The sequence below is a fragment of the Streptomyces hundungensis genome, assembly GCF_003627815.1.
Taxonomy (GTDB): Bacteria; Actinomycetota; Actinomycetes; order Streptomycetales; family Streptomycetaceae; genus Streptomyces; species Streptomyces hundungensis_A.
Genome location: NZ_CP032698.1, coordinates 6584350 through 6605523, shown reverse-complemented (window position 1 = coordinate 6605523; position 21174 = coordinate 6584350). Strand labels below are relative to the sequence as shown.

Annotated in this window: 21 protein-coding genes; 7 read left to right on the top strand and 14 right to left on the bottom strand. The window is 71.0% G+C overall.

The window, feature by feature from the left end:
- Positions 1-161: 161 nt before the first annotated feature.
- Together fabI and fabG are read right to left on the bottom strand one after the other, a co-directional pair.
- Positions 162-929, bottom strand: coding sequence for an enoyl-ACP reductase FabI (gene fabI / locus DWB77_RS29280; protein WP_120724662.1), 768 nt, complete (start codon positions 927-929; stop codon positions 162-164).
- 5 nt (positions 930-934) lie between these two features.
- Entirely contained in the window at positions 935-1654 is a 720-nt protein-coding gene (fabG, locus tag DWB77_RS29275; RefSeq protein ID WP_120724660.1) for a 3-oxoacyl-[acyl-carrier-protein] reductase, read from the bottom strand.
- A gap of 210 nt (positions 1655-1864) precedes the next feature.
- Here fabG and DWB77_RS29270 point away from each other — a divergent pair, with 210 nt between their 5' ends.
- The 3 genes from DWB77_RS29270 to tyrS are packed head-to-tail and all read left to right on the top strand — an operon-like array spanning position 1865 to position 6088.
- On the top strand, positions 1865-3376 hold the full coding sequence (locus DWB77_RS29270; RefSeq protein ID WP_120728385.1) for a TldD/PmbA family protein: 1512 nt from the start codon (positions 1865-1867) through the stop codon (positions 3374-3376).
- Positions 3373-4767, top strand: coding sequence for a metallopeptidase TldD-related protein (locus DWB77_RS29265; RefSeq protein ID WP_120724658.1), 1395 nt, complete (start codon positions 3373-3375; stop codon positions 4765-4767). Before DWB77_RS29270 ends, DWB77_RS29265 begins: the two co-directional genes overlap by 4 nt.
- Before the next feature lie 52 nt (positions 4768-4819).
- A complete protein-coding gene (gene tyrS, locus DWB77_RS29260) occupies positions 4820-6088 on the top strand; it encodes a tyrosine--tRNA ligase (RefSeq protein ID WP_120724656.1) in 1269 nt (422 codons plus the stop codon).
- An 89-nt stretch (positions 6089-6177) separates the two neighbouring features.
- Here tyrS and DWB77_RS29255 read toward each other — a convergent pair whose 3' ends face one another.
- The gene (locus tag DWB77_RS29255) at positions 6178-6453 is read right to left on the bottom strand and encodes a GlsB/YeaQ/YmgE family stress response membrane protein (RefSeq protein ID WP_120724655.1); all 276 of its coding nucleotides are present in this window, start codon (positions 6451-6453) and stop codon (positions 6178-6180) included.
- 213 nt (positions 6454-6666) lie between these two features.
- Between DWB77_RS29255 and DWB77_RS29250 the strand changes: the two genes are divergently transcribed.
- Both DWB77_RS29250 and DWB77_RS29245 read left to right on the top strand, forming a co-directional pair.
- Positions 6667-7041, top strand: coding sequence for a DUF3099 domain-containing protein (locus DWB77_RS29250; protein ID WP_120728383.1), 375 nt, complete (start codon positions 6667-6669; stop codon positions 7039-7041).
- Between the two features lie 177 nt (positions 7042-7218).
- Entirely contained in the window at positions 7219-7476 is a 258-nt protein-coding gene (locus DWB77_RS29245) for a hypothetical protein (RefSeq protein ID WP_120724653.1), read from the top strand.
- On the opposite strand, the gene moaA is transcribed toward DWB77_RS29245, so the two are convergent.
- The 3 genes from moaA to DWB77_RS29230 all read right to left on the bottom strand — a co-directional run bounded on the left by moaA (position 7459) and on the right by DWB77_RS29230 (position 10642).
- A complete protein-coding gene (gene moaA / locus DWB77_RS29240) occupies positions 7459-8448 on the bottom strand; it encodes a GTP 3',8-cyclase MoaA (protein WP_162952639.1) in 990 nt (329 codons plus the stop codon). The genes DWB77_RS29245 and moaA overlap by 18 nt on opposite strands.
- A gap of 200 nt (positions 8449-8648) precedes the next feature.
- On the bottom strand, positions 8649-10280 hold the full coding sequence (locus DWB77_RS29235; protein ID WP_120724649.1) for a solute symporter family protein: 1632 nt from the start codon (positions 10278-10280) through the stop codon (positions 8649-8651).
- Complete coding sequence (locus tag DWB77_RS29230; protein ID WP_120724647.1) at positions 10277-10642, bottom strand: DUF485 domain-containing protein; 366 nt, start codon at positions 10640-10642, stop codon at positions 10277-10279. The genes DWB77_RS29235 and DWB77_RS29230 overlap by 4 nt, the downstream gene beginning before the upstream one ends.
- 374 nt (positions 10643-11016) lie before the next feature.
- Here DWB77_RS29230 and DWB77_RS29225 point away from each other — a divergent pair, with 374 nt between their 5' ends.
- Positions 11017-12558, top strand: coding sequence for a S8 family peptidase (locus tag DWB77_RS29225; RefSeq protein WP_120724645.1), 1542 nt, complete (start codon positions 11017-11019; stop codon positions 12556-12558).
- 50 nt (positions 12559-12608) lie between these two features.
- Here the strand turns inward: DWB77_RS29225 and DWB77_RS29220 are convergent, their stop codons facing one another.
- From DWB77_RS29220 to DWB77_RS29185, 8 genes are all read right to left on the bottom strand, one after another.
- Entirely contained in the window at positions 12609-13652 is a 1044-nt protein-coding gene (locus tag DWB77_RS29220; protein WP_120724644.1) for a zinc-dependent alcohol dehydrogenase family protein, read from the bottom strand.
- An 18-nt stretch (positions 13653-13670) separates the two neighbouring features.
- Positions 13671-14354 carry a lysoplasmalogenase gene (locus DWB77_RS29215; RefSeq protein WP_120724642.1) on the bottom strand — a complete coding sequence of 228 codons (684 nt, stop codon included), beginning with the start codon at positions 14352-14354 and terminating at the stop codon, positions 13671-13673.
- Positions 14351-15274 (bottom strand): sterol desaturase family protein, encoded by a 924-nt coding sequence (locus DWB77_RS29210; protein WP_120724640.1) that lies wholly within the window; start codon positions 15272-15274, stop codon positions 14351-14353. The genes DWB77_RS29215 and DWB77_RS29210 overlap by 4 nt, the downstream gene beginning before the upstream one ends.
- Positions 15275-15433: 159 nt before the next feature.
- Positions 15434-16147, bottom strand: coding sequence for a VIT1/CCC1 transporter family protein (locus DWB77_RS29205; RefSeq protein ID WP_120724638.1), 714 nt, complete (start codon positions 16145-16147; stop codon positions 15434-15436).
- Between the two features lie 24 nt (positions 16148-16171).
- Entirely contained in the window at positions 16172-17398 is a 1227-nt protein-coding gene (locus DWB77_RS29200) for an amidohydrolase family protein (protein ID WP_120724636.1), read from the bottom strand.
- Positions 17395-18681, bottom strand: a complete 1287-nt coding sequence (locus tag DWB77_RS29195) for an amidohydrolase family protein (RefSeq protein WP_120724634.1) — start codon at positions 18679-18681, stop codon at positions 17395-17397. The genes DWB77_RS29200 and DWB77_RS29195 overlap by 4 nt, the downstream gene beginning before the upstream one ends.
- Before the next feature lie 13 nt (positions 18682-18694).
- Positions 18695-19579: an SDR family NAD(P)-dependent oxidoreductase gene (locus tag DWB77_RS29190; RefSeq protein WP_120724633.1), complete on the bottom strand. Its 885-nt coding sequence runs from the start codon at positions 19577-19579 to the stop codon at positions 18695-18697.
- A gap of 2 nt (positions 19580-19581) precedes the next feature.
- Complete coding sequence (locus DWB77_RS29185) at positions 19582-20379, bottom strand: acetoacetate decarboxylase family protein (protein WP_120724631.1); 798 nt, start codon at positions 20377-20379, stop codon at positions 19582-19584.
- A gap of 111 nt (positions 20380-20490) precedes the next feature.
- Between DWB77_RS29185 and DWB77_RS29180 the strand changes: the two genes are divergently transcribed.
- Positions 20491-21117, top strand: a complete 627-nt coding sequence (locus DWB77_RS29180; RefSeq protein WP_120724629.1) for a TetR/AcrR family transcriptional regulator — start codon at positions 20491-20493, stop codon at positions 21115-21117.
- The last annotated feature ends 57 nt before the right edge of the window (positions 21118-21174 follow it).

The following is a 21174-nucleotide window of genomic DNA, read 5'->3' as shown; positions in this document are numbered from 1 at the left end:
GCCCCGGGGGGTCGTACACGCGAAGGACGCACGCCCCCACCTCTTCCCGGCCGACTGCCCGACATGTCCGTCTCGTTCAGTCTGCGGGGAAGTCGTGGTCCACGCACGGCGGCCGCCCACCGGAAGGTTCCGGTGGGCGGCCGCGGATCGTGCGGGAGGGGTCAGGCACCCACGGCGTGCAGGCCGCCGTCGACGTGGATGATCTCGCCCGTGGTCTTCGGGAACCAGTCCGAGAGCAGCGCGACGACGCCCTTGCCGGCGGGCTCGGGGTCGGCCATGTCCCACTCCATTGGGGAGCGGTGGTTCCACACGTCGGCGAGCTCGCCGAAGCCCGGGATGGACTTCGCGGCCATGGAGCCGATCGGGCCGGCCGAGATCAGGTTGCAGCGGATCCCGTCCTTGCCCAGGTCGCGGGCCATGTAACGGGAGGTCGCCTCCAGGGCGGCCTTGGCCGGGCCCATCCAGTCGTACTGCGGCCAGGCGTACTGCGCGTCGAACGTCATGCCGACGACGGCGCTGCCCGGGCCGAGCAGCTCGCGCAGCGCCATGGTCAGCGACTTCAGCGAGAACGCCGAGACGTGCATGGCGGTGGCGACCGACTCGAACGGGGTGTTCAGGAAGTTGCCGCCGAGCGCGTCCTGCGGGGCGAAGCCGATGGAGTGGACGATGCCGTCCAGACCGCCGAGCTCGTCCTTGACCAGGCCCGCGAGCCGGTCCAGGTGCTCCTGGTTGGTCACGTCGAGCTCGATGACCTTGGCGGGCTTGGGGAGCTTCTTGGCGATGCGCTCGGTCAGGGTCGGACGCGGGAAGGCGGTGAGGATGACCTCGGCGCCCTGCTCCTGGGCCAGCTTCGCGGCGTGGAAGGCGATGGAGGACTCCAGCAGCACACCCGTGATGAGGATGCGCTTGCCCTCGAGAATTCCGCTCATGGTGATCAGTGACCCATGCCCAATCCGCCGTCAACCGGGATGACGGCTCCAGTGATGTACGAGGCGTCGTCGGAGGCGAGGAACTTCACCGCGGCGGCGATTTCCTCGGGCTGCGCGTAGCGGCCCAGCGGCACCTGGGACACGATGCCCGAGCGCTGCTCCTCGGTGAGCACCTTGGTCATGTCGGTGTCGACGAAACCGGGTGCCACGACGTTGAAAGTGATGTTCCGGGACCCGAGCTCACGCGCGAGCGACCGGGCGAAGCCGACAAGTCCCGCCTTGGAGGCGGCGTAGTTGGCCTGCCCCGCCGAGCCGAGCAGCCCGACGACGGAGGAGATCAGCACCACGCGGCCCTTCTTGGCCCGCAGCATGGCGCGGTTGGCGCGCTTGACGACCCGGAAGGTGCCGGTGAGGTTGGTGTCGAGGACGGAGGTGAAGTCGTCCTCGGACATGCGCATCAGGAGCTGGTCCTTGGTGACGCCGGCGTTGGCGACCAGGACCTCGACGGGACCGTGCTTGTCCTCGATCTCCTTGTAGGCCTGCTCCACCTGCTCGGTGTCCGTGATGTCGCACCTGACGGCCAGACAGCCCAGTTCGGTGAGCGCGGCCGGCGGCTCTCCGGAGCGGTACGTGATCGCGACCTTGTCGCCGCTCTCGGCAAAAGCGCGGGCGATGGCGAGGCCGATGCCCCGGTTACCTCCGGTGACGAGAACCGAGCGGCTCAACGGATCACCCTTTCGATAGGCGGATTCGTACTCCCCGCAAACTATCGGTACCGCCCGACTTACGAGGAATCGGGCCCTGACAGTGGCGAGGAACGAGTGCTGTCGGGTCCCTACAGAAAGGCGTAGTCAGGGAGCGGGTCGGCGGTGAATGATCGGGGGCGTCCGGTCTCATACGACAGGGAGACAGTTGTGCCATCTGGGACCCATTCCATCGACGAAGCCTTCACGGCGCTGCCCTTGCGGGCGCTCGCCGACGCGGCGCTCGCGCGGGCCCGCGCGCTCGGGGCCGATCATGCCGACTTCCGGTTCGAGCGGGTGCGCAGTGCCGCCTGGCGGCTGCGCGACGCCCGGCCGGCCGGCTCCTCGGACAGCACCGACCTCGGCTACGCGGTGCGCGTGGTGCACGGCGGGGCCTGGGGCTTCGCTTCCGGAGTCGACCTGAGCATGGACGCGGCGGCCAAGGTCGCCTCCCGGGCGGTGGCGATGGCCAAGCTGTCCGCGCAGGTCATCGCGGCCGCGGGGTCGAACGAGCGGGTCGAGCTCGCGGACGAGCCGGTGCACTCCGAGAAGACCTGGATCTCCTCCTACGAGATCGACCCCTTCTCGGTCCCGGACGAGGACAAGAGCGCGCTGCTCGCCGACTGGAGCTCCCGACTGCTGGGCGCGGACGGGGTCGAGCACGTGGACGCCTCGCTGCTCACGGTGCACGAGAACAAGTTCTACGCCGACACCGCCGGCACCGTCACCACGCAGCAGCGGGTCCGGCTGCACCCCCAGCTCACCGCGATCGCGGTGGACCGTACGACCGGCGAGTTCGACTCGATGCGCACCCTCGCGCCGCCGGCCGGGCGCGGCTGGGAGTACCTGACGGGGACCGGTTGGGACTGGAACGCCGAACTGGAGGAGATCCCTTCGCTTCTGGCCGAGAAGATGCGGGCGCCCAGCGTCGAGGGCGGCCGCTACGACCTCGTGGTGGACCCGTCCAACCTGTGGCTGACCATCCACGAGTCGATCGGCCACGCCACCGAGCTGGACCGGGCGCTCGGCTACGAGGCGGCGTACGCGGGCACCTCCTTCGCCACCTTCGACCAGCTGGGCAAGCTGGCGTACGGCTCGCGGGTCATGAACGTGACCGGTGACCGGACCGCCGAGCACGGGCTCGCCACCATCGGCTACGACGACGAGGGCGTCGCGGCGCAGTCCTGGGACCTGGTCAAGGACGGCACCCTCGTCGGGTACCAACTCGACCGCCGCATCGCCAAGTTGACCGGTCTCGGCCGCTCCAACGGCTGTGCCTTCGCCGACTCCCCCGGGCACGTCCCGGTCCAGCGGATGGCGAACGTCTCGCTCCAGCCGGACCCGGGCGGGCTCTCCACCGAGGACCTGATCGGCGGGGTGGAGCGCGGCATCTATGTGGTCGGCGACCGGTCGTGGTCCATCGACATGCAGCGCTACAACTTCCAATTCACCGGCCAGCGCTTCTTCCGCATCGAGAACGGGCGCCTCGCCGGCCAGCTCCGCGACGTCGCCTACCAGGCGACCACCACCGACTTCTGGGGCTCCATGGAGCAGGTCGGCGGCCCCGGCACCTATGTCCTGGGCGGCGCCTTCAACTGCGGCAAGGCCCAGCCGGGCCAGATCGCGGCGGTCTCCCACGGCTGCCCCTCCGCCCTGTTCCGCGGCGTCAACATTCTGAACACCACGCAGGAGGCCGGGCGATGAGCTCCCGTACGACCAAGCCGCACGAGATCGTCGAGCGGGCCCTGGAACTGTCCACCGCCGACGGCTGTGTCGTCATCGCCGACGAGCACTCCTCGGCGAATCTGCGCTGGGCCGGCAACGCGCTGACCACCAACGGCGTCACCCGCGGTCGGACCCTGACGGTGATCGCCACGGTCGACGGCGCCCAGGGCACCGCCTCCGGTGTCGTGTCGCGCTCGGCCGTCACCGCCGAGGACCTGGAGCCGCTGGTACGCGCCGCCGAGGCGGCCGCCCGGGGCGCCGGGCCCGCCGAGGACGCCCAGCCGCTGGTCGGCGGGGTCCCGGTGGCGGCCGACTTCACCGACGCCCCGGCCGAGACCTCCTCCGCCGTCTTCACCGACTTCGCGCCCGCGCTCGGCGAGGCCTTCGCGCGGGCCCGGGCCGGCGGCCGCGAGCTGTACGGCTTCGCCAACCACGAGCTCAACTCCACCTATCTGGGCACCTCCACGGGCCTGCGGCTGCGCCACGACCAGCCCAACGGCACCCTGGAGCTCAACGCCAAGTCCCCGGACCGCACGCGCTCGGCGTGGGCCGGCCGGGCGACCGCGGACTTCAAGGACGTCGACCCCGCGGCCCTCGACGAGGAGCTGGCCCGCCGGCTCGGCTGGGCCGAGCGGCGCATCGAGCTGCCCGCCGGGCGGTACGAGACGCTGCTGCCGCCGACCGCCGTGGCCGATCTGCTGATCTACCAGATCTGGTCGGCGGCGGCCCGGGACGCGGCCGAGGGCCGGACCGTGTTCTCCAAGCAGGGCGGGGGCACCCGCGTCGGCGAGACCCTGTCCCCGCTGCCGCTGACGCTGCGCAGCGACCCGAACGAGCCCGGACTGGAGTACGCGCCGTTCATGGTGGCGCACTCCTCTGGCGACACGGAGTCGGTGTTCGACAACGGGCTCCCGCTGACCGCGACCGACTGGATGCGCGAGGGCCGTCTGGAGAACCTGGTCACCACCCGGCACAGCGCCGCCCTGACCGGACTGCCGCTCGCCCCCTCGCCGGGCAACCTGATCCTGGACGGCGGCGGCGAGCGCACCCTGGACGAGATGGTCGCGGCCACCGAACGCGGACTGCTCGTGACGTGCCTGTGGTACATCCGCGAGGTGGACCCGGCGACGCTGCTCCTGACCGGTCTGACCCGGGACGGCGTGTACCTCGTCGAGAACGGCGAGGTGGTCGGCGAGGTGAACAACTTCCGCTTCAACGAGTCGCCGGTCGACCTGCTGTCACGGGCCACCGAGGCGGGACGCACCGGGCGGACGCTGCCCCGGGAGTGGAACGACTACTTCACCCGGACCGCGATGCCCGCGCTGCGCGTGCCCGACTTCAACATGAGCTCGGTCAGCCAGGGCGTGTGACCCGCCTAGACTGGCGGTTCCACCCCGTACTACGCCAAGGAGACCCAGAACCGTGACGGACATCGTCGACGAGCTGAAGTGGCGCGGGCTTTTCTCGCTGTCCACCGACGAGGACGCACTGCGCAAGGCTCTCGCGGACGGTCCCGTCACGTTCTATTGCGGCTTCGACCCGACCGCGGCCAGCCTGCACGTCGGCCACCTGGTGCAGGTGCTCACGGTCCGCCGGCTCCAGCAGGCCGGGCACCGGCCGCTGGCGCTGGTGGGCGGGGCCACCGGCCAGATCGGTGACCCGCGCCCGACCGCCGAGCGCACCCTGAACGACCCGGAGACGGTCGCGAACTGGGTGGACCGGCTGCGCGGTCAGATCGAGCCGTACCTCTCCTTCGAGGGCGAGAACGCGGCCGTGATGGTCAACAACCTGGACTGGACCGCGGGCCTGTCCGCGATCGAGTTCCTGCGGGACATCGGCAAGCACTTCCGGGTCAACAAGATGCTCACCAAGGACTCGGTGGCCCGTCGCCTGGAGTCCGAACAGGGCATCAGCTACACGGAGTTCAGCTACCAGCTGCTCCAGGGCATGGACTTCCTGGAGCTGTACCGGCGCTACGGCTGCACCCTCCAGCAGGGCGGCAGCGACCAGTGGGGCAACCTCACGGCCGGGCTCGACCTGATCCACCGCCTGGAGCCGGACGCCGAGGTGCACTGTCTGGCGACGCCGCTGATGGTCAAGGCGGACGGCACCAAGTTCGGCAAGACCGAGGGCGGGGCCGTCTGGCTCGACCCGGAGATGACCACCCCGTACGCGTTCTACCAGTTCTGGCTGAACGTGGACGACCGGGACATCTCGACGTACATGCGCATCCTCTCCTTCAAGTCCCGTGAGGAGCTGGAGGAGATCGAGCAGCTCACCGAGGAGCGCCCGCAGGCGCGCACCGCGCAGCGGGCGCTCGCCGAGGAGCTGACCACCCTGGTGCACGGCGCCGACCAGTGCGCGGCGGTCATCGCCGCGTCGAAGGCGCTGTTCGGCCAGGGCGAGCTGGCGGATCTCGACGAGGCGACGCTGGCCGCCGCCCTGTCCGAGCTGCCGAACGCGAAGGTGACCGAGCTCGGCCCGGTCACCGATCTCTTCGCCGAGGTGGGCCTGGTGGCCAGCAAGTCGGCCGCCCGGCGCACCGTGAAGGAGGGCGGCGCCTACGTGAACAACGTGAAGGTGACGGCCGAGGACGCGGTGGCCACGGCGGAGGAACTGCTGCACGGGCGCTGGCTGGTGCTGCGCCGCGGCAAGAAGAACCTGGCGGCCGTCGAGGTCGTCGGCGCCTGACCGCACCCCGCGCCCCGGCACCCACCTGGCCGGTAAGCGCCCGAAAAGGGGGCGGCTCCTTCGCGGAGCCGCCCCCTTTTTCGTGTACGTCAGGCTCTCTGCTTGTTGCCCCGCATCGCCATGTAGAGCATGTCGCCCAGGAAGACGATGACGACGGCGGCCGCGATTTGCAGGCCGTGCCGGCCCCAGTCGATGCCCTTGGTCTCGGCGATGCCGATGGCCCGGGCGATCGAGTTGCCGACGATGCCGCCGATGATGCCGAAGATGGTGGTCAGCCACAGCGGACTGTGCTGCTTGCCTGGAATGATCGCCTTGGCGATGAGACCGAGCACGAATCCCACGATGATGGCCCACAACCAGCCCATGGCTGCCTCCTTGTACGGCTCGACGTGAGCAGGTTCAGCCAGTGTCGACCCATACCCCGTACGGCGCATGTCGGACACGTCCGTACGGGGCGGGTACCGCGGCACCCGGCAGGTGGGGGCCGCCCCGGTCTCGTGCCCGGCGGAGCCCCGGCGTACGGTGGAAGCAGTCCGGGCCGGGGAGAGCCCGCCGTGGAACTCGGGTGGTGGAACGTGATGCGGAAGCAGAGCAGCGGCCAGGTCTTCCGGATCACCGGAGCCCGCCAGGGGCTCGCCGAGGACGTCCGGGGCAGGCAGCGCCGCTATGTGATCTCGATGTCGATCCGCACCCTTTCGGTGGTGCTGACGGCGGTGCTGTGGAACGTCGAGCGTCCTGTCGCCATTGTGACGCTGGCCCTCGGGGCGCTGCTGCCCTATGTGGCGGTCGTGTTCGCCAACGCGGGCCGCGAGAACGTCACTTCGCTGCCCTCCACCTTCATCCCCGCCCCCGTGCGACCGGCGCTCGGCGCCGCCCCGGTGGGTGGCTCCGCGGAACCCCCGGCGGAACCCACCGCCGGTGACCAGGAGTGGCGTTCACGCGATCACGGCTGATCCGTCACCGTCCGCGAAGCTCAGGAAAACCTCAGATCAATCATGAAGTTCCGGTGCACCACACCGGGTCCCCCATGACATACTTCGTAAGCGCTCCGCATCCCCCGTCGGAGCGACGGACCGACGCCGGGCAGCTCCCCCCGTGGCTGCTCGGCGTCGCCTTTTGTACGGGGCCGTATGCCGCACAATGTCTCTGTGAGTGACGAGACCAGCGACGAGACCCCCGTGTGTTCCGCCAAGGGCTGCCGTGCCGACGCCGTGTGGGTGCTGGCCTGGAACAACCCGAAGATCCACACCCCGGAGCGCCGCAAGACATGGCTCGCGTGCGAGGAGCACCGCGAGCACCTCTCCCAATTCCTGGGCGTACGGGGCTTCTTGAAGGATGTCGTGACGCTCGCCGAGTGGCGGTCGGCCGGGTCAGCCGCCGATCGCTGACATCGGGCGGTCGGGCTGGAGGAACGAGGGGTCGTCCAGGCCGGAACCTGCCTTCTTGCCCCACATCGCCAGCTTCCACAGCCGGGCGATCTCCTCGTCACCGGCGTCCGAGCGCAGCGCCGCGCGCAGGTCGGACTCCTCGCGGGCGAACAGACAGGTGCGCACCTGACCGTCGGCGGTGAGCCGGGTCCGGTCGCAGGCCCGGCAGAAGGGGCGGGTCACCGAGGCGATGACGCCCACGGTGTGCGGGCCGCCGTCGACCACCCAGCGCTCGGCGGGCGCGGAGCCCCGCTCGTCGTCGCCCTCGGGGGTCAGCGTGAAGCGCGTGCGCAGCGACTGGAGGATGTCGCCGGCGGTGATCATGCCGTCGCGCTTCCAGCCGTGCTGGGCGTCCAGCGGCATCTGCTCGATGAAACGGAGCTCGTAGTCGTGCTCGACGGCCCAGGCCAGCAGGTCGGGGGCCTCGTCGTCGTTGAGGCCCGGCATCAGGACCGCGTTGACCTTGACCGGGGTGAGCCCCGCGTCGCGGGCGGCCGCCATGCCGTCGATGACGTCGTGGTGGCGGTCGCGCCTGGTCAGCGTCTTGAAGACCTCGGGGCGCAGGGTGTCGAGGGAGACGTTGACGCGGTCCAGGCCCGCCGCCTTCAGGGCGGCGGCGGTGCGCTTGAGGCCGATGCCGTTGGTGGTGATCGACATCCGGGGGCGCGGCTCCAGAGCGGCGCAGCGCTCGACGATGCCGACCAGGCCCGGCCGCAGCAGCGGCTCGCCACCGGTGAAGCGGACCTCGGTCACCCCGAGGTCGGTGATGGCGATGCGGATCAGGCGGACGATCTCGTCGTCGGTCAGCAGATCGGGCTTGGCCAGCCACTGCAAGCCCTCTTCCGGCATGCAGTACGTGCACCGCAGGTTGCACCGGTCGGTCAGCGAGACACGCAGGTCAGTGGCCACACGGCCGTAAGTGTCGATGAGCACTGTGAGCCCCCTCCCCTCGTCCTCGAACATCTGCCGGATGTGTATACACCCGAGCCTACGCGAGACGTACGACAACAGGGGAGGCCGATTGTCACGAGGTGCGGCGAGGCCGTGTCGTAGGGTCCTACGACACGGCCTCGGTCGTCCGCCGTGCGGATGTACGTGGGGAGGTACGTGCGGAAGGCGGTTCGGCGGCCGGCTCAGTGGGCGCCGACGCCGGTCAGGGACTTCACCTCGAGCTCGGCGTACTTGCCGCGGTCGGACTCCTCCTTGGACAACAGCGATCCGATCCAGCCGAGCAGGAAGCCCAGCGGGATCGAGACGATGCCCGGGTTCTCCAGCGGGAACCAGTGGAAGTCGACGCCCTTGAACATCGAGGTCTTCGGGTTGCCGGAGACGACGGTCGAGAACAGCACCAGGAACACCGAGCTGAACAGGCCGCCGTAGATCGACCACAACGCGCCCTGGGTGGTGAAGCGCTTCCAGAACAGGCTGTAGAGGATGGTCGGCAGGTTGGCGGAGGCGGCCACCGCGAAGGCGAGCGCGACCAGGCCGGCCACGTTCATGTCGCGGGCGAAGGCGCCGAGCAGGATCGCCACCGCGCCGATCAGGACGGTGGCCCAGCGCGCGGCCCGCATCTCCTCCTTCTCGGTCGCCTTCCCCTTGCGGATCACATTGGCGTAGATGTCGTGCGCGAAGGAGGACGACGAGGCGAGGGTGAGACCGGCGACCACGGCGAGGATGGTCGCGAAGGCGACGGCCGAGATCACCGCGAGCAGGGTGGCGCCGCCGGTGGTGCCGACACCGCCGCCCAGGTACTCGGCGAGTTGCGGGGCGGCCGTGTTGCCGGCCGGGTTCTGCGCCTTGATGGCGGCGGGTCCCACCAGGGCGGCCGCGCCGAAGCCGAGCGCGATCGTCATCAGATAGAAGGCACCGATGATGCCGATGGCCCAGTTCACGGACTTCCGGGCGGCCTTCGCGGTCGGGACGGTGTAGAAGCGGATCAGGATGTGCGGCAGACCCGCGGTGCCGAGGACGAGGGCGATGCCCAGCGAGAGGAAGTCCAGCTTGGACGTGCCGCTGACGCCGTACTTGAGGCCGGGCTCCAGGAACGCGGCGCCCTTGCCGCTCTTGGCGGCCGCCGAGCCGAGCAGGTCGGAGATGTTGAAGTGGAACTTGAGCAGCACCATGAAGGTCATCAGGAGGGCGCCCGCGATGAGCAGCACCGCCTTGACCATCTGCACCCAGGTGGTGCCCTTCATGCCGCCGATGGTGACGTAGACGATCATCAGGACGCCGACGAGGGCGACGATGAGGATCTTGCCCGCGTCGGTGGTGATGCCCAGAAGCAGCGAGACGAGCACGCCCGCGCCCGCCATCTGCGCGAGCAGGTAGAAGATCGAGACGACGATCGTGGAGACGCCGGCCGCGGTGCGGACCGGGCGCTGACGCATCCGGTAGGCGAGCACGTCGCCCATCGTGTAGCGGCCGGAGTTGCGCAGCGGCTCGGCGACCAGGAGGAGCGCCACCAGCCAGGCGACCAGGAAGCCGATGGAGTACAGGAAGCCGTCGTAGCCGAACAGGGCGATGGCTCCGGCGATGCCGAGGAAGGACGCGGCGGACATGTAGTCGCCGGAGACCGCGAGGCCGTTCTGGAAGGCGGTGAACTGGCGGCCGCCCGCGTAGAAGTCGGAGGCGTTCTTGGTCTGCCGGCCCGCCCAGACGGTGATGGCGAGGGTCGCGGCGACGAACACCGCGAACAGGGTGATGATCAGGGGCCGGTGCTCGGTGGTCGAGGAGGCCGCGGCGAGCGGGATCAGGGCGGGGCTCATGCGTCGGCCTCCATACGGGACTTGATGGCCGCGGCCTTGGGGTCGAGCTTGGCCGTGGCGTGGCGCGAGTAGAACCAGGCGATGAGGAAGGTGGTCAGGAACTGGGCGAGGCCGAACACGAAGGCCACGTTGATGTGGCCGACGACCTTGGTCCCCATGAAGCCGCCCGCGTAGTTGGACAGCAGCACGTACAGCAGGTACCAGGTGATGAAGGCGATGGTCAGCGGGAAGGCGAACGAGCGGTGCGCGCGGCGGAGTTCACCGAATTCCGCGCTCTGCTGCTCCGCGACGAATGCCTCGGTACTGGGCTGGGCCGGGCGGTGTTCCGCCCCGGCTTCGGGCGGCGGCGCGTCGGTGGCCACGGAATCTCCTCGCGATGCGGGTACGGCGGGTACGGAAAGTTCGGACATGGGGGTCCTCGACGGGGATGGGACGCGGTCCCCCTGACAACGGCACGGAGCGCGGGCCGTCTCGGTTCAGTCCGGCCGTTTTTTGTCGCGGCGCCTTCCACCGGCGCGTTGGTCCATCGGGGCGCGCCCGGCGGGTGCCCGGCGCCCTCCGCGCTCCCCCGGGGCGACTACGCGACTTTCTTCGCGAACTCGGCGCAAGCCGTTGAACCGCCGTGATGATCAGCGATAGCTTCACTCCTCGATGCGCCCGGGGCGCCCCGCCGGCCCCGGTCGCCGTCCCTCACGTCCGTACGTACCGAGAGCTCCGCCAACCCCATGGAGACCCCATGACGTTGCACATCTCCCGTACGCGCCGCGCCGTCGCCGTCTCGGCGGGTCTGGCCACCGCCGCCGCGCTCGCGCTGCTGCCCGGCACCGCGTCGGCCGCTTCCACCGGAGCCGGGCCGGCCACCGCGCGGACCGCTTCCAGCACCGGCCCGGAGCTCAGCTACATCGTCAACGTCCGCCCCGGGCAAGGCAATTCGGCCCGGGTACGCAGAGCTGTCGAGCAGGCGGGCGGCTCGGTGCTCCAGGCGTACGACCGCATAGGCGTGCTCGTCGTGCACTCCGCCAACGCGGACTTCGCCAAGACCATCCGTACGGTCAAGGGCGTCGACTCGGCGGGCGCGACCCGGACCGCGCCGCTGCCCGCGCAGTCCACCACCGATGTGGGCACGCCGAGGAACATCACCGCCGAGGAGCTCAGGACGCTGTCCGCCAAGGCGGCGCCCGGCGAGGATCCGCTGGAGCCGTTGCAGTGGGACCTGAAGGCGATCAAGGCGGACAAGGCGCACGAGAAGACCCTGGGCAGCTCCCGGGTCACCGTCGGCGTGATCGACACGGGCGTCGACGACACCCACCCCGACATCGCCCCGAACTTCGACCGCGCCAAGTCGGTCAGCTGCATCACCGGCAAGCCCGACACCACGGACGGCGCCTGGCGTCCGTTCACCACCGGCGGCTCCCCGCACGGCACCCATGTGGCGGGCGAGATCGCGGGCGCCAAGAACGGCGTCGGCATCACCGGGGTGGCGCCCGGGGTGAAGGTCGCGGCCATCAAGGTGTCGACGCAAGGCGGCAGCTTCTTCTACACCGAGGCCGTGGTCTGCGGGTTCATGTGGGCGGCCGAGCACCACATCGACGTCACCAACAACAGCTATTACACCGACCCCTGGTACTTCAACTGCAAGAACGACCCCGACCAGAAGGCGCTGGTCGAGGCGATCACGCGGGCCTCCAAGTACGCCGAGTCCAAGGGCACGGTGAACGTGGCGGCCGCCGGCAACGAGAACTACGACTTCGCGTCCGATGCGATCACCGACCCCGCCAGCCCGAACGACTCGACGCCGGGCCGCCGGGTCGTCGACCCGCACGAGTGCCTGGACATCCCGACCCAGCTTCCCGGTGTGGTGACGGTCGCCTCGACCGGCGCCAAGGGGCTGAAGTCGTCCTTCTCGAACTACGGCCTCGGCGTGATCGACATCGCGGCGCCGGGCGGCGACTCGACCGCGTACCAGCCGCCCCAGGCCCCGGCCACCAGCGGACTGATCCTGGGCCCGGTGCCCGGCGGGAGCTGGGCGTACATGGCGGGCACGTCCATGGCGACGCCGCATGTGGTGGGCGTCGCGGCCCTGTTGAAGTCGCAGCACCCGTACGCCTCGGCGTGGGAGATCAAGGCGCTGCTCGCGCTCGGGGCGGACCGTACGCCGTGCACCACTCCGTACGACATCGACGGTGACGGCAAGGTGGACGCGGTCTGCCAGGGCGGCACGTTCTACAACGGCTTCTACGGGGCGGGCATCACCAACGCCCTCAACGCCGTTCGCTAGCAGGCGAGTTGAGGGGGCCGTCCGCGCCGCGGGCGGCCCCCTTCGGCGTGCTACGGCTTGACGAGGACCTTCAGGGCGGTGCGCTCGTCCATCGCCCGGTAGCCGTCCGGCACGCCCTCGACGGAGACGGTGAGGTCGAAGACCGGGGACGGGTCGATGGTGCCGTCGAGGATGTCGGCGAGCAGTTCGGGGATGTAGGTGCGCACGGGGGCGACGCCGCCGCGCAGCGCGATGTTGCGGTCGAACATGACGCCGAGGTCGAGGCCGGTGCCGCTGCCGTGCGGGACGCCGACATAGCCGATGGCGCCGCCGTCGCGGGTGATGTCGACCGCGGTGCGCATGGACTGCTCGGTGCCGACGGCCTCGATGACGGCGTGCGCGCCCTGGCCGCGGGTGAGTTCGCGCACCGCGTCCACGGCGGCCTCGCCGCGCTCGGCGACGACATGGGTGGCGCCGAAGAGCTTGGCGATGTCGGTACGGGCCTGGTGGCGGCCGAGCGCGATGATCCGCTCGGCGCCGAGGCGCTTGGCGGCGAGCACCCCGCACAGGCCGACGGCGCCGTCACCGACGACGGCGACGGTCGAGCCGGGGGTGACACCGGCCCCGATGGCCGCGTGGTGCCCGGTGCCCATGACGTCGGACAGGGCGAGCAGCGCGGTCAGCAGGTGGTCGTCTGATGCGGCGTCGGCGGGCAGCTTGACGAGGGTGCCGTCGGCGAACGGGACGCGGACCGCCTCGCCCTGGCCGCCGTCGGAGCCGACCGAGCCCCAGAACCCGCCCTGCGGGCAGGACGTCGTGAGACCCTCGGCGCAGAAGTCGCAGGTGCCGTCGGACCAGACGAACGGCGCGACGACGAGGTCGCCCTTGGCGAGCCCGCGCACCTCGGGCCCGGTCTCCTCGACGATGCCGAGGAACTCGTGGCCGATGCGCTGCCCCGGCTGACGCGGTGACTCGCCGCGGTACGCCCACAGGTCGCTGCCGCAGATGCAGGCCCGCAGGACGCGGACGACCGCGTCGGTGGACGTCTGGATCCTCGGGTCCGGCACCTCCTCCACCCGGATGTCGTGGGGGGCATGGATGACGGTGGCGCGCATGGTGCGGGTCCTTGCCGGTCAGGGGGTGGTTCGGGGCCTCTCACGGTACGCCTGTGCGAGAAGGGCCTGCGCGCCGAGATAGGTCAGCATGATCCAGAAGTCGGGGCGCGGGGGCTGCGGCCAGTCGGCGACGCCGGTGGCGATGAGGGTGTCGGAGAGCAGGAACAGGGCGCCGCCGAGGCCGACGAGCGGGCCGAGCCGGGAGGAGCGGTAGGCCATCCCGGTGAGCAGCAGGCTGTAGCCGGCGACCGGGATCCGCAGCCCGCCCGGCAGGTCGCCCCAGAGCGCCGCGACGGTGGCGATCAGCGCGACCCCGTAGGCGGCGCCGAGCCCAAGATGCGTTCTGCCCCGTCCGAACAGCACGAGGTAGCAGACGTGTCCGGCGGCGAAGCAGCCCATGCCGAGCAGGAAGGCGGGGTCGGCGTCCGAGAGCAGGAACACATCGCCGCCCCAGCCGCACAGCAGCGCCGCGACGAGCAGCCGGGGTCCGCCGCGCGCGTACACGTGTCCGGCGAGCAGCGGCATCAGGAGCGGCTTGGCGAGAAGGTGGCCGGGGTGCCAGTGCGCGAGCAGCGAGCCGAGGTCGAGGAGGCAGACGAGCGCGAAGGCCGCGAGGAGCGGGGTGGCCGCGCCGGGGTGCGGCGGGGCCGGCGCGTCGGCGCCCGGGTGCGTCCCGCGCGCGAGGGCGCCCGGTCGTGTCATACGGCGCGCTCCGCGACGGCGGCGGGCCCGGTGGCCGACTCGCCCGCGGCTGCGGGGACGGGCTCGGCCGGGGTGGGCGCCAACGCTGCCTTCGGCTGCCAGCCCGGGCCGCGGAAGACCCGTCCGGCACGCTCGCGCCAGGTGTGCGCGGCGCGGACGTCGCGGGCGATGGCGGCGTACTCGTGGGTGGCGACGCGCAGCGGGTTGAAGGTGGAGATGTTCTTGGTGAGCCCGAACACGGGCCGCTCGGTCTCGGGCGTGAACGAGCCGAACATCCGGTCCCAGACGATCAGGATGCCGCCGAAGTTCCGGTCCAGATAGCCGCCTTGGGAGGCGTGGTGCACCCGGTGGTGGGAGGGCGTGTTGAGGACGAACTCGAACGGCCGGGGCAGCTTGCCGACCCGCTCGGTGTGCACCCAGAACTGGTAGACGAGGTTGGCCGACGAGCAGAACGCCAGGACCGCGGGGTGCACGCCGAGCGCGATGAGCGGCACGTAGAAGGGCCACACCGTCCAGGTCGTCCAGGGCTGGCGCAGGGCGGTGGTGAGGTTGAACTTGCGGCTGGAGTGGTGCACCACGTGGCAGGCCCACAGGATCCGGATCACATGGTGGCCGCGGTGGGACCAGTAGTAGAAGAAGTCCTGCCCGAGCAGCATCAGGGGCACGGTCCACCACAGGACCGGGATGGCGAGTGGCGTCAGCGCGTAGACGGCCGTGTAGATCGCGACGATGGGAATCTTCCACAGCGCGTCGAAGACCAGGCTGCCGAGGCCCATGCCGACGCTGGTGGCGGCGTCCTTCGTCTCGTACCCGGCGGCGTCCTCGTCCGGATGGAGGCGGTAGCTCACCATCTCGACGACGGTGAGCAGCACGAAGGCGGGTATCGACCACAGCACGACATCGGGCAGGTTCGGCGACATGCCTGCACCGTAGGGGCGGGGTGGCGGCCCCCGCTAGATGTTGTTACCGACAAGTATGCGAGACGCGTTGTCAGCAGGCTTTGGCACGTTCCGCCAATCGGCGGCCTTCGGTGCGTTCCGCCCGTCGGCGCTCGGGGGTCGGCGTACGATCGCCGGCCCCTACACCCCCACCGCCCCCAGCAGCGCCCCCGCCGCATAGGTGACCCCCATCGCCACCGCGCCCCCGCCCATGTTCCGCAGGACCGCGCGGTGGGCCGGGGCCGAGCCGAGGCGGGCGCTCCACCAGCCGGTCAGGGCGAGGGCGGCGAGGACCGAGCCGACCGTCACATACAGCCGGAGCGACAAGGGCGGCAGCACGATCGCGAGGAGGGGGAGCAGCGCGCCCACCGTGAAGGCGAGGAAGCTGGCCCAGGCCGCGTGCCAGGGGTTGGTGAGCTGGTCGGGGTCGATGCCGAGCTCGACGCTGGCGTGGGCGCGCAGCGCGTCGCGTTCGGTGAGCTGGACGGCCGCCTCACGGGCCACCTCCGCGCTGAGTCCGCGCCCGGCCAACAGGCCGGTGAGTTCGGCGAGTTCGGCCTCCGGCGACTCCTTCAGCTCCCGGCGCTCCAGGGCGAGGGCGGCCTTCTCTGAGTCGCGCTGGGTGGAGACGGAGACGTACTCGCCGGCCGCCATGGACATGGAGCCGGCGAGCAGTCCGGCCAGGCCCGCAGTCAGGAGCGCGGAGCGGTCGTCGGTCGCTCCGGCCACGCCGACGACCAGGCCGGCCGTGGAGACGATGCCGTCGTTGGCGCCGAGGACCGCGGCCCGCAACCAGTTGAGCCGCGAGCCCAGCGCCCCGTTGTGCGCCTCGTCGTGCTGGTCGGATGAGCTCATGCGGGGCAGGGTCTCACCCCGTGCTCACCACACGCGCACCGACCCGCCAAGGGCGAACGCGGGGCTCGTCGCCTCGGGCGGTATCTCCTTCAGGGGCTCGGCTATCTCCGCCACCGTGGGGCCGATCCGGGCCGCGATCCGGTCGAGGAAGGGCAGGTCGAAGCCGTAGACGCGGGCCGCGTTGCCGCCGACCATCGCCGCGACCTCCTCGCTCGGCAGGCCCGCGTAGGCGATGCGCAGGCCCTCCCGGGAGAAGGGAGTGGTCCCTTCGTCGTGGGGGTAGTCGCTGCCCCACATGATCTTGTCGAGGCCGATCCGGTCCCGCAGCGGCACCTCGTGCGGGCGCATGAAGCTGGCGCCCACGAAGCAGTTCTCCCGCCACACCTGGGAGGGCCCCTTGCCCATGGACTCGGCGAGGCCGCTGCCGAACTTGGACTCCGCGGTGGAGGCCTTCGTCGCGGCCGCCACCAGACGCCCGTGGTAGTAGTCCAGCATGTCGAGCACGCCGGGGATCCAGCCCGAACCCTGCTCGGTGAGCACGAGGTTGAGGGAGGGGTGGCGTTTGAAGACCCCGCCGAAGATCAGGTGCCACAGCGCCCGGTGCGAGAACCAGGTCGTCTCCACCATGAACACCGCCCGGGCCGCCGGCTCCTCCCCCAGCGGCGGGGAGGCGGAGCCCCCGTGGTGGTTGACCGGGATGCCCAGCTCCGCACAGGCCCCCCAGATCGGGTCGTACACCTCGGAGTAGAGCTCGGGCACCCCCGAGCCCGGCGGGGCGCCCGGCAGCAGGATCCCGCCGCTCAGGCCCGCTTCCCGGGTCCGGCGGATCTCGCGTACGGCCTCCTCCACGTCGTTCAGCAGGATCTGCGCGACGCCCGCCCGGCGGCCCGGCGCCCGGGCGCAGAAGTCGGCCAGCCAGCGGTTGTGGGCGCGCAGTCCCGCCCAGCGCTGCTCGAACTCCTCGCGGGTGGGGGCGGGCGCCATGAGGGAGGCGCTCGGGAAGAACGGCGGGATGGTGTTGGGGAAGACCACTTCCGCCACGATGCCGTCCGCCTCCAGGTCGGCCACCCGGCGCTCGGAGTTCCAGTTGCGGTCGGCCGCGTCGGCCAACAGGTCCTCGTAGGGGTTGACGTAGGTGGCCGCCCACGCGTCGAAGGCCTCGTGGTACTTCGACTCCAGATAGGGCCGGTAGTCCAGGAGGTCGGCGCCGGCGTGGCAGTCCGCCGAGATGACGGTGTAGCGCTCGGTCATCGCGTCACCCCGAGGACCGGGAAGTCGTGTTCGGTCAGCCAGTGGCGGCCCACCTCGCGCGAGCGCGCCCAGGACGCCTCCACCGCCAACTGGTCCTCCGGCTGGCCGAGTTCGGCCGGGGTCGGCCCGATCCGGCGGGCGATCGGCGCGAGCTTGCCGGTGTCGAAGCCGAACACCTCGGCGGCCGCGAGGCCCAGCATCCGGCGGGTCTCGGTGACCGGAATGTCATGGAAGGTGCTCTTCAGCCACTCCCGGGTACGGGGCCAGGTGCCCTCCGGGTGGGGGAAGTCGGAGCCCCACAGGATGTTGTCGACGCCGATCTCATAGCGCTGGGCCAGTTCGCGGCGCTTGGTGTTGGTGGCGCAGATGAAGAGCTGGCGGTCCAGGTACTCGCTCGGCGGCCGCTTCAGCTCGGCGAACGGGGAGAGCTTCTTGCCGCCGTGGGCGCCGAGGTAGAGCCGGTCCATGAACCACAGCAGATTGGGCAGCCACCAGCAACCCGACTCCGCCACCCCGAATTTCAGCCCCGGGTGGCGTTCGAAGACCCCGGACCACAGCAGGAACCACAGCGGCCTCGCCGGCCACCAGGTCACCTCGCTGACGTAGATCCCCAGGTGGTCGCCGTACTCGTGGCGCGGGGCCGCGCCCGAGTGGGTCACCAGGGGCATGCCGGTCTCGGCGGCCGCCGCCCAGACGGGGTCGTAGCGGCGGTCGTGGTAGGGCGCCTTGTCCACCCACATCGAGGGGATCATCAGCGCGCCGAGCCCGGACTCCTTGGCCCGGTGGATCTCTGCGACCACCCGGTCGACCTCGCCGGTGACGGGCAACAGGGCCACCCCGCAGTGCCGTTCGGGATTGTGGCCGACGAACTCGGCGAGCCAGCGGTTGTGCGCCCGCGCGCCCGCCATGCCGAGGTCGGGGTCCTGGTCGCCGGAGAGGCCGAGGCCCACGCCGAAGGGGGCGGCGGTGCGGCTGTCGACGGCGTCCGCGTCGGGGAAGACGACCTCGGCGGCCACCCCGTCGCCGTCGAGCTCCTTGAGGCGCTGCACCGCGTCCCAACCGCCGCGCAAACCTTGCTCGTTGTCGCTGAACCAGCGGTCGGCGAAGGCCTCGTTGCGTACGCCGAGCCGGGTCATCTCCTCGCGGCGGCGCTCGCGCCCCGCGAGGAACTCGTCGAACTCCCGGTGGAAGCGGGCGTCCAGATAGGGCCGGTACTCCTCGGTGGGGAGCCCGGCGTGGCAGTCGGAGGAGATGATCAGATACGGGTCGTTCTGCGCTGTCATCGCACGTCCCTCGTCAGTCCAGAATGAAGCTTTCCAGATAGCCCGGGTTCGACCGGTCGAGCATCGACTGCGACCGGGCCCTGATCTGGCGGTCGCTGTGCTCGCCGGCGGGCAGCATCCAGAACCGGTCGGCGCGGATCCCGTCGACGACCTCCTCGGCCACCGCCTCGACCGGGGTGAACTCGATCTCCTGGCCGGCCGCCTTCATGGCGGCCTCCCACTGGTCGAGACTGCGGTAGGGGGTCCTGCGCGGGCGCTCCTTGGCGTACCGCTCGGGCCGGTTGCGGTGCGACTCCCACAGTCCGGTGCGCAGCATGTGCGGGCCGGGGAAGAGCACCGAGGCGCCCACCCTGGCGCCCTCCGCCTTCAGATGCGCGTACAGGGACTCGGTCATGGTGACGACCGCCGACTTGGTGACGGCGTACACGGAGGCGGTGGGCAGCGGGGCGATCCCGCCGTCCCCGGACGAGGTGTTGACGACGCGCCCCGGCTCACCGCCCGCGATCATGCGGGGCACGAAGGCCTGGATGCCGTGGAAGACGCCCCACACATTGACCGCGAAGGCCCACTTCCAGTCGTTGACCTCGTGCTCCCACATGCGGCCCTCGGCGCCGGAGCCGACGCCCGCGTTGTTGCACAGCACGTGCACGGCGCCGAAGGTGTCGTACGCGGCGTCCGCGAGCGCGCTCACCGAGTCCCGTTCGCTGACGTCGACGACGCGGGCGAGCACCTGGGCCCCGTCCTCGCGCAACCGCCCCGCCGCCTTCTCCAGGGCGCCCTCCTCCACGTCGGCGAGGACCACCTTGAGGCCCTCGGCGGCGAACCGCCGGGCCATCGCGAGCCCGATCCCGCTCGCGGCGCCGGTGACGACGGCGACCTGCCCCTGCCCGAGCTCCATGGTCAGACGCTCCCCTCGGGCGGCCCGTCGAGGATCTGCGCGGGGTCGTCGTAGCGCTGGTGGATGTAGGGCAACAGGGCCCGGGCGCTGACGCGTTCGGCCACCCGGCCCCGCTGGTCGGTGGTCTTCTCGCCGATGGTGATCTCGACGACGCGGCGCACCGGCAGATCGGCCACGGGGTCGTACATCGACTCGCGCAGCACCACGTCGCCGGTGATCTTCTCCAGCTTGCGCACCTTCTCGTTGCGTACGCAGTGCACGAGGACGGGGTCCGCGTCGAAGCCCTCGCCGTCCACGGCGGGCAGGAACTTGAAGTAGAAGTCGGTCTTGGTCGTCGGCTCGGGCAGCGGCAGCGGGCCGTCCACCGCGCCGCGCACCTCCACGAACGCGATGTTGTGCCGGGCGAGCGAGGCCCGGACGACCAGGCCGTCCCGCTCGACGACCACCTCGCCGAGCTTCTTGGGCTCGCCGAACACCTCGCGCCCGCCGATCAGGGCCCGTTCATGGGTCATCGGCATCACCAGCGGATACCAGCCCTCCTGCCCGTCGTGCACGGCGGCGACCGCCACCGAGCCCGCGCCGAGCGGATAGCCGGGCAGGTCGACCTTGCTGATGTTGGCCCGCACCAGCGGACGTTCGGCGGGCTTCAGCGGCGGCGGAAGGACCGCCGCGACCGCGTCGGGGTCGCTCTCCCAGACGGCCACCACACCGGTCGACCAGATGTCGGGGAGCTTGGAGCTCGCGGTGCGCGCGGCCTGGATCTCGGCCTCGGTGCGCGCCCCGTACCGTACGCGTGCCATGTCGTACCACCCTTCTCGGGCTGTTCTCCTCGGGGGGTCTGTAACACAGTTACACTGCGGCGGACGAAGGGTAAAGGGCCGTGCGGCCACAGAATTGAGGGAGTGTCAGATATGACTCGCGCGTCGCTCACCCGTGAGGAGGTCCTGCTCGCGGCCGGATCCCTGGTCAGACGGCACGGCCCGGCCGCCCTCACCATGCGGGCGCTCGCCGCCGAACTCGGCACGGCGGTCACCTCGATCTACTGGCACGTCGGCAACCGCGAGTCGCTCCTGGACGCGCTGGTCGAGCGGACCGTCGAGGAGCTGGGCGAGATCGAGCCGCGCGGGCACACCCCGGCCGCGCGGGTGATGTCGGTCGCGCGCACCCTGCGCCGCGAGCTGCGCACCCGCCCGCATCTGATCGCGATGGTGCACGAACGCGGTCTGACCGAGCGGATGTTCCTCCCCGCCCAGCAGGCCCTGGTCCACGAGATGCACGCGGCGGGGCTGCGCGGAGCGCGCGCGGCCCAGGCGGTGCGGGCCGTCCAGTTCCAGGTGGTGGGGTACGTCCTGGTCGAGCGCAACCGGGAGCGCGCACCCCTCCAGCGCCCGGCCGAGGAGGAGCTGTGGCACGCGGCCGCGGCCGAACAGGACCCGGCGCTGGCCCGCGCCCTCGGCACACCGGTGGACCAGGACCGCTTGTTCGACGACTCGGTCAAGGCCCTCGTGGCGGGACTGCTCGTAGACCCGCGGGCGTGAGGAGAGGGGATTCGCGAGCGAGAGAAAGAGGCTGCGCGAGCGGACGAGAGGGTGCGC

Coding starts and splice junctions, on each gene's coding strand:
- DWB77_RS29185 (WP_120724631.1), bottom strand. CDS start 20,379: ATGGCACGCGTACGGTACGGGGCGCGCACCGAGGCCGAGATCCAGGCC.
- DWB77_RS29255 (WP_120724655.1), bottom strand. CDS start 6,453: ATGGGCTGGTTGTGGGCCATCATCGTGGGATTCGTGCTCGGTCTCATC.
- DWB77_RS29205 (WP_120724638.1), bottom strand. CDS start 16,147: ATGAGCTCATCCGACCAGCACGACGAGGCGCACAACGGGGCGCTGGGC.
- DWB77_RS29215 (WP_120724642.1), bottom strand. CDS start 14,354: ATGACACGACCGGGCGCCCTCGCGCGCGGGACGCACCCGGGCGCCGAC.
- fabI (WP_120724662.1), bottom strand. CDS start 929: ATGAGCGGAATTCTCGAGGGCAAGCGCATCCTCATCACGGGTGTGCTG.
- DWB77_RS29245 (WP_120724653.1), top strand. CDS start 7,219: ATGCCGCACAATGTCTCTGTGAGTGACGAGACCAGCGACGAGACCCCC.
- DWB77_RS29190 (WP_120724633.1), bottom strand. CDS start 19,579: ATGGAGCTCGGGCAGGGGCAGGTCGCCGTCGTCACCGGCGCCGCGAGC.
- DWB77_RS29210 (WP_120724640.1), bottom strand. CDS start 15,274: ATGTCGCCGAACCTGCCCGATGTCGTGCTGTGGTCGATACCCGCCTTC.
- DWB77_RS29265 (WP_120724658.1), top strand. CDS start 3,373: ATGAGCTCCCGTACGACCAAGCCGCACGAGATCGTCGAGCGGGCCCTG.
- DWB77_RS29235 (WP_120724649.1), bottom strand. CDS start 10,280: ATGAGCCCCGCCCTGATCCCGCTCGCCGCGGCCTCCTCGACCACCGAG.
- DWB77_RS29250 (WP_120728383.1), top strand. CDS start 6,667: ATGCGGAAGCAGAGCAGCGGCCAGGTCTTCCGGATCACCGGAGCCCGC.
- DWB77_RS29220 (WP_120724644.1), bottom strand. CDS start 13,652: ATGCGCGCCACCGTCATCCATGCCCCCCACGACATCCGGGTGGAGGAG.
- DWB77_RS29200 (WP_120724636.1), bottom strand. CDS start 17,398: ATGACCGAGCGCTACACCGTCATCTCGGCGGACTGCCACGCCGGCGCC.
- DWB77_RS29195 (WP_120724634.1), bottom strand. CDS start 18,681: ATGACAGCGCAGAACGACCCGTATCTGATCATCTCCTCCGACTGCCAC.
- DWB77_RS29180 (WP_120724629.1), top strand. CDS start 20,491: ATGACTCGCGCGTCGCTCACCCGTGAGGAGGTCCTGCTCGCGGCCGGA.
- DWB77_RS29225 (WP_120724645.1), top strand. CDS start 11,017: ATGACGTTGCACATCTCCCGTACGCGCCGCGCCGTCGCCGTCTCGGCG.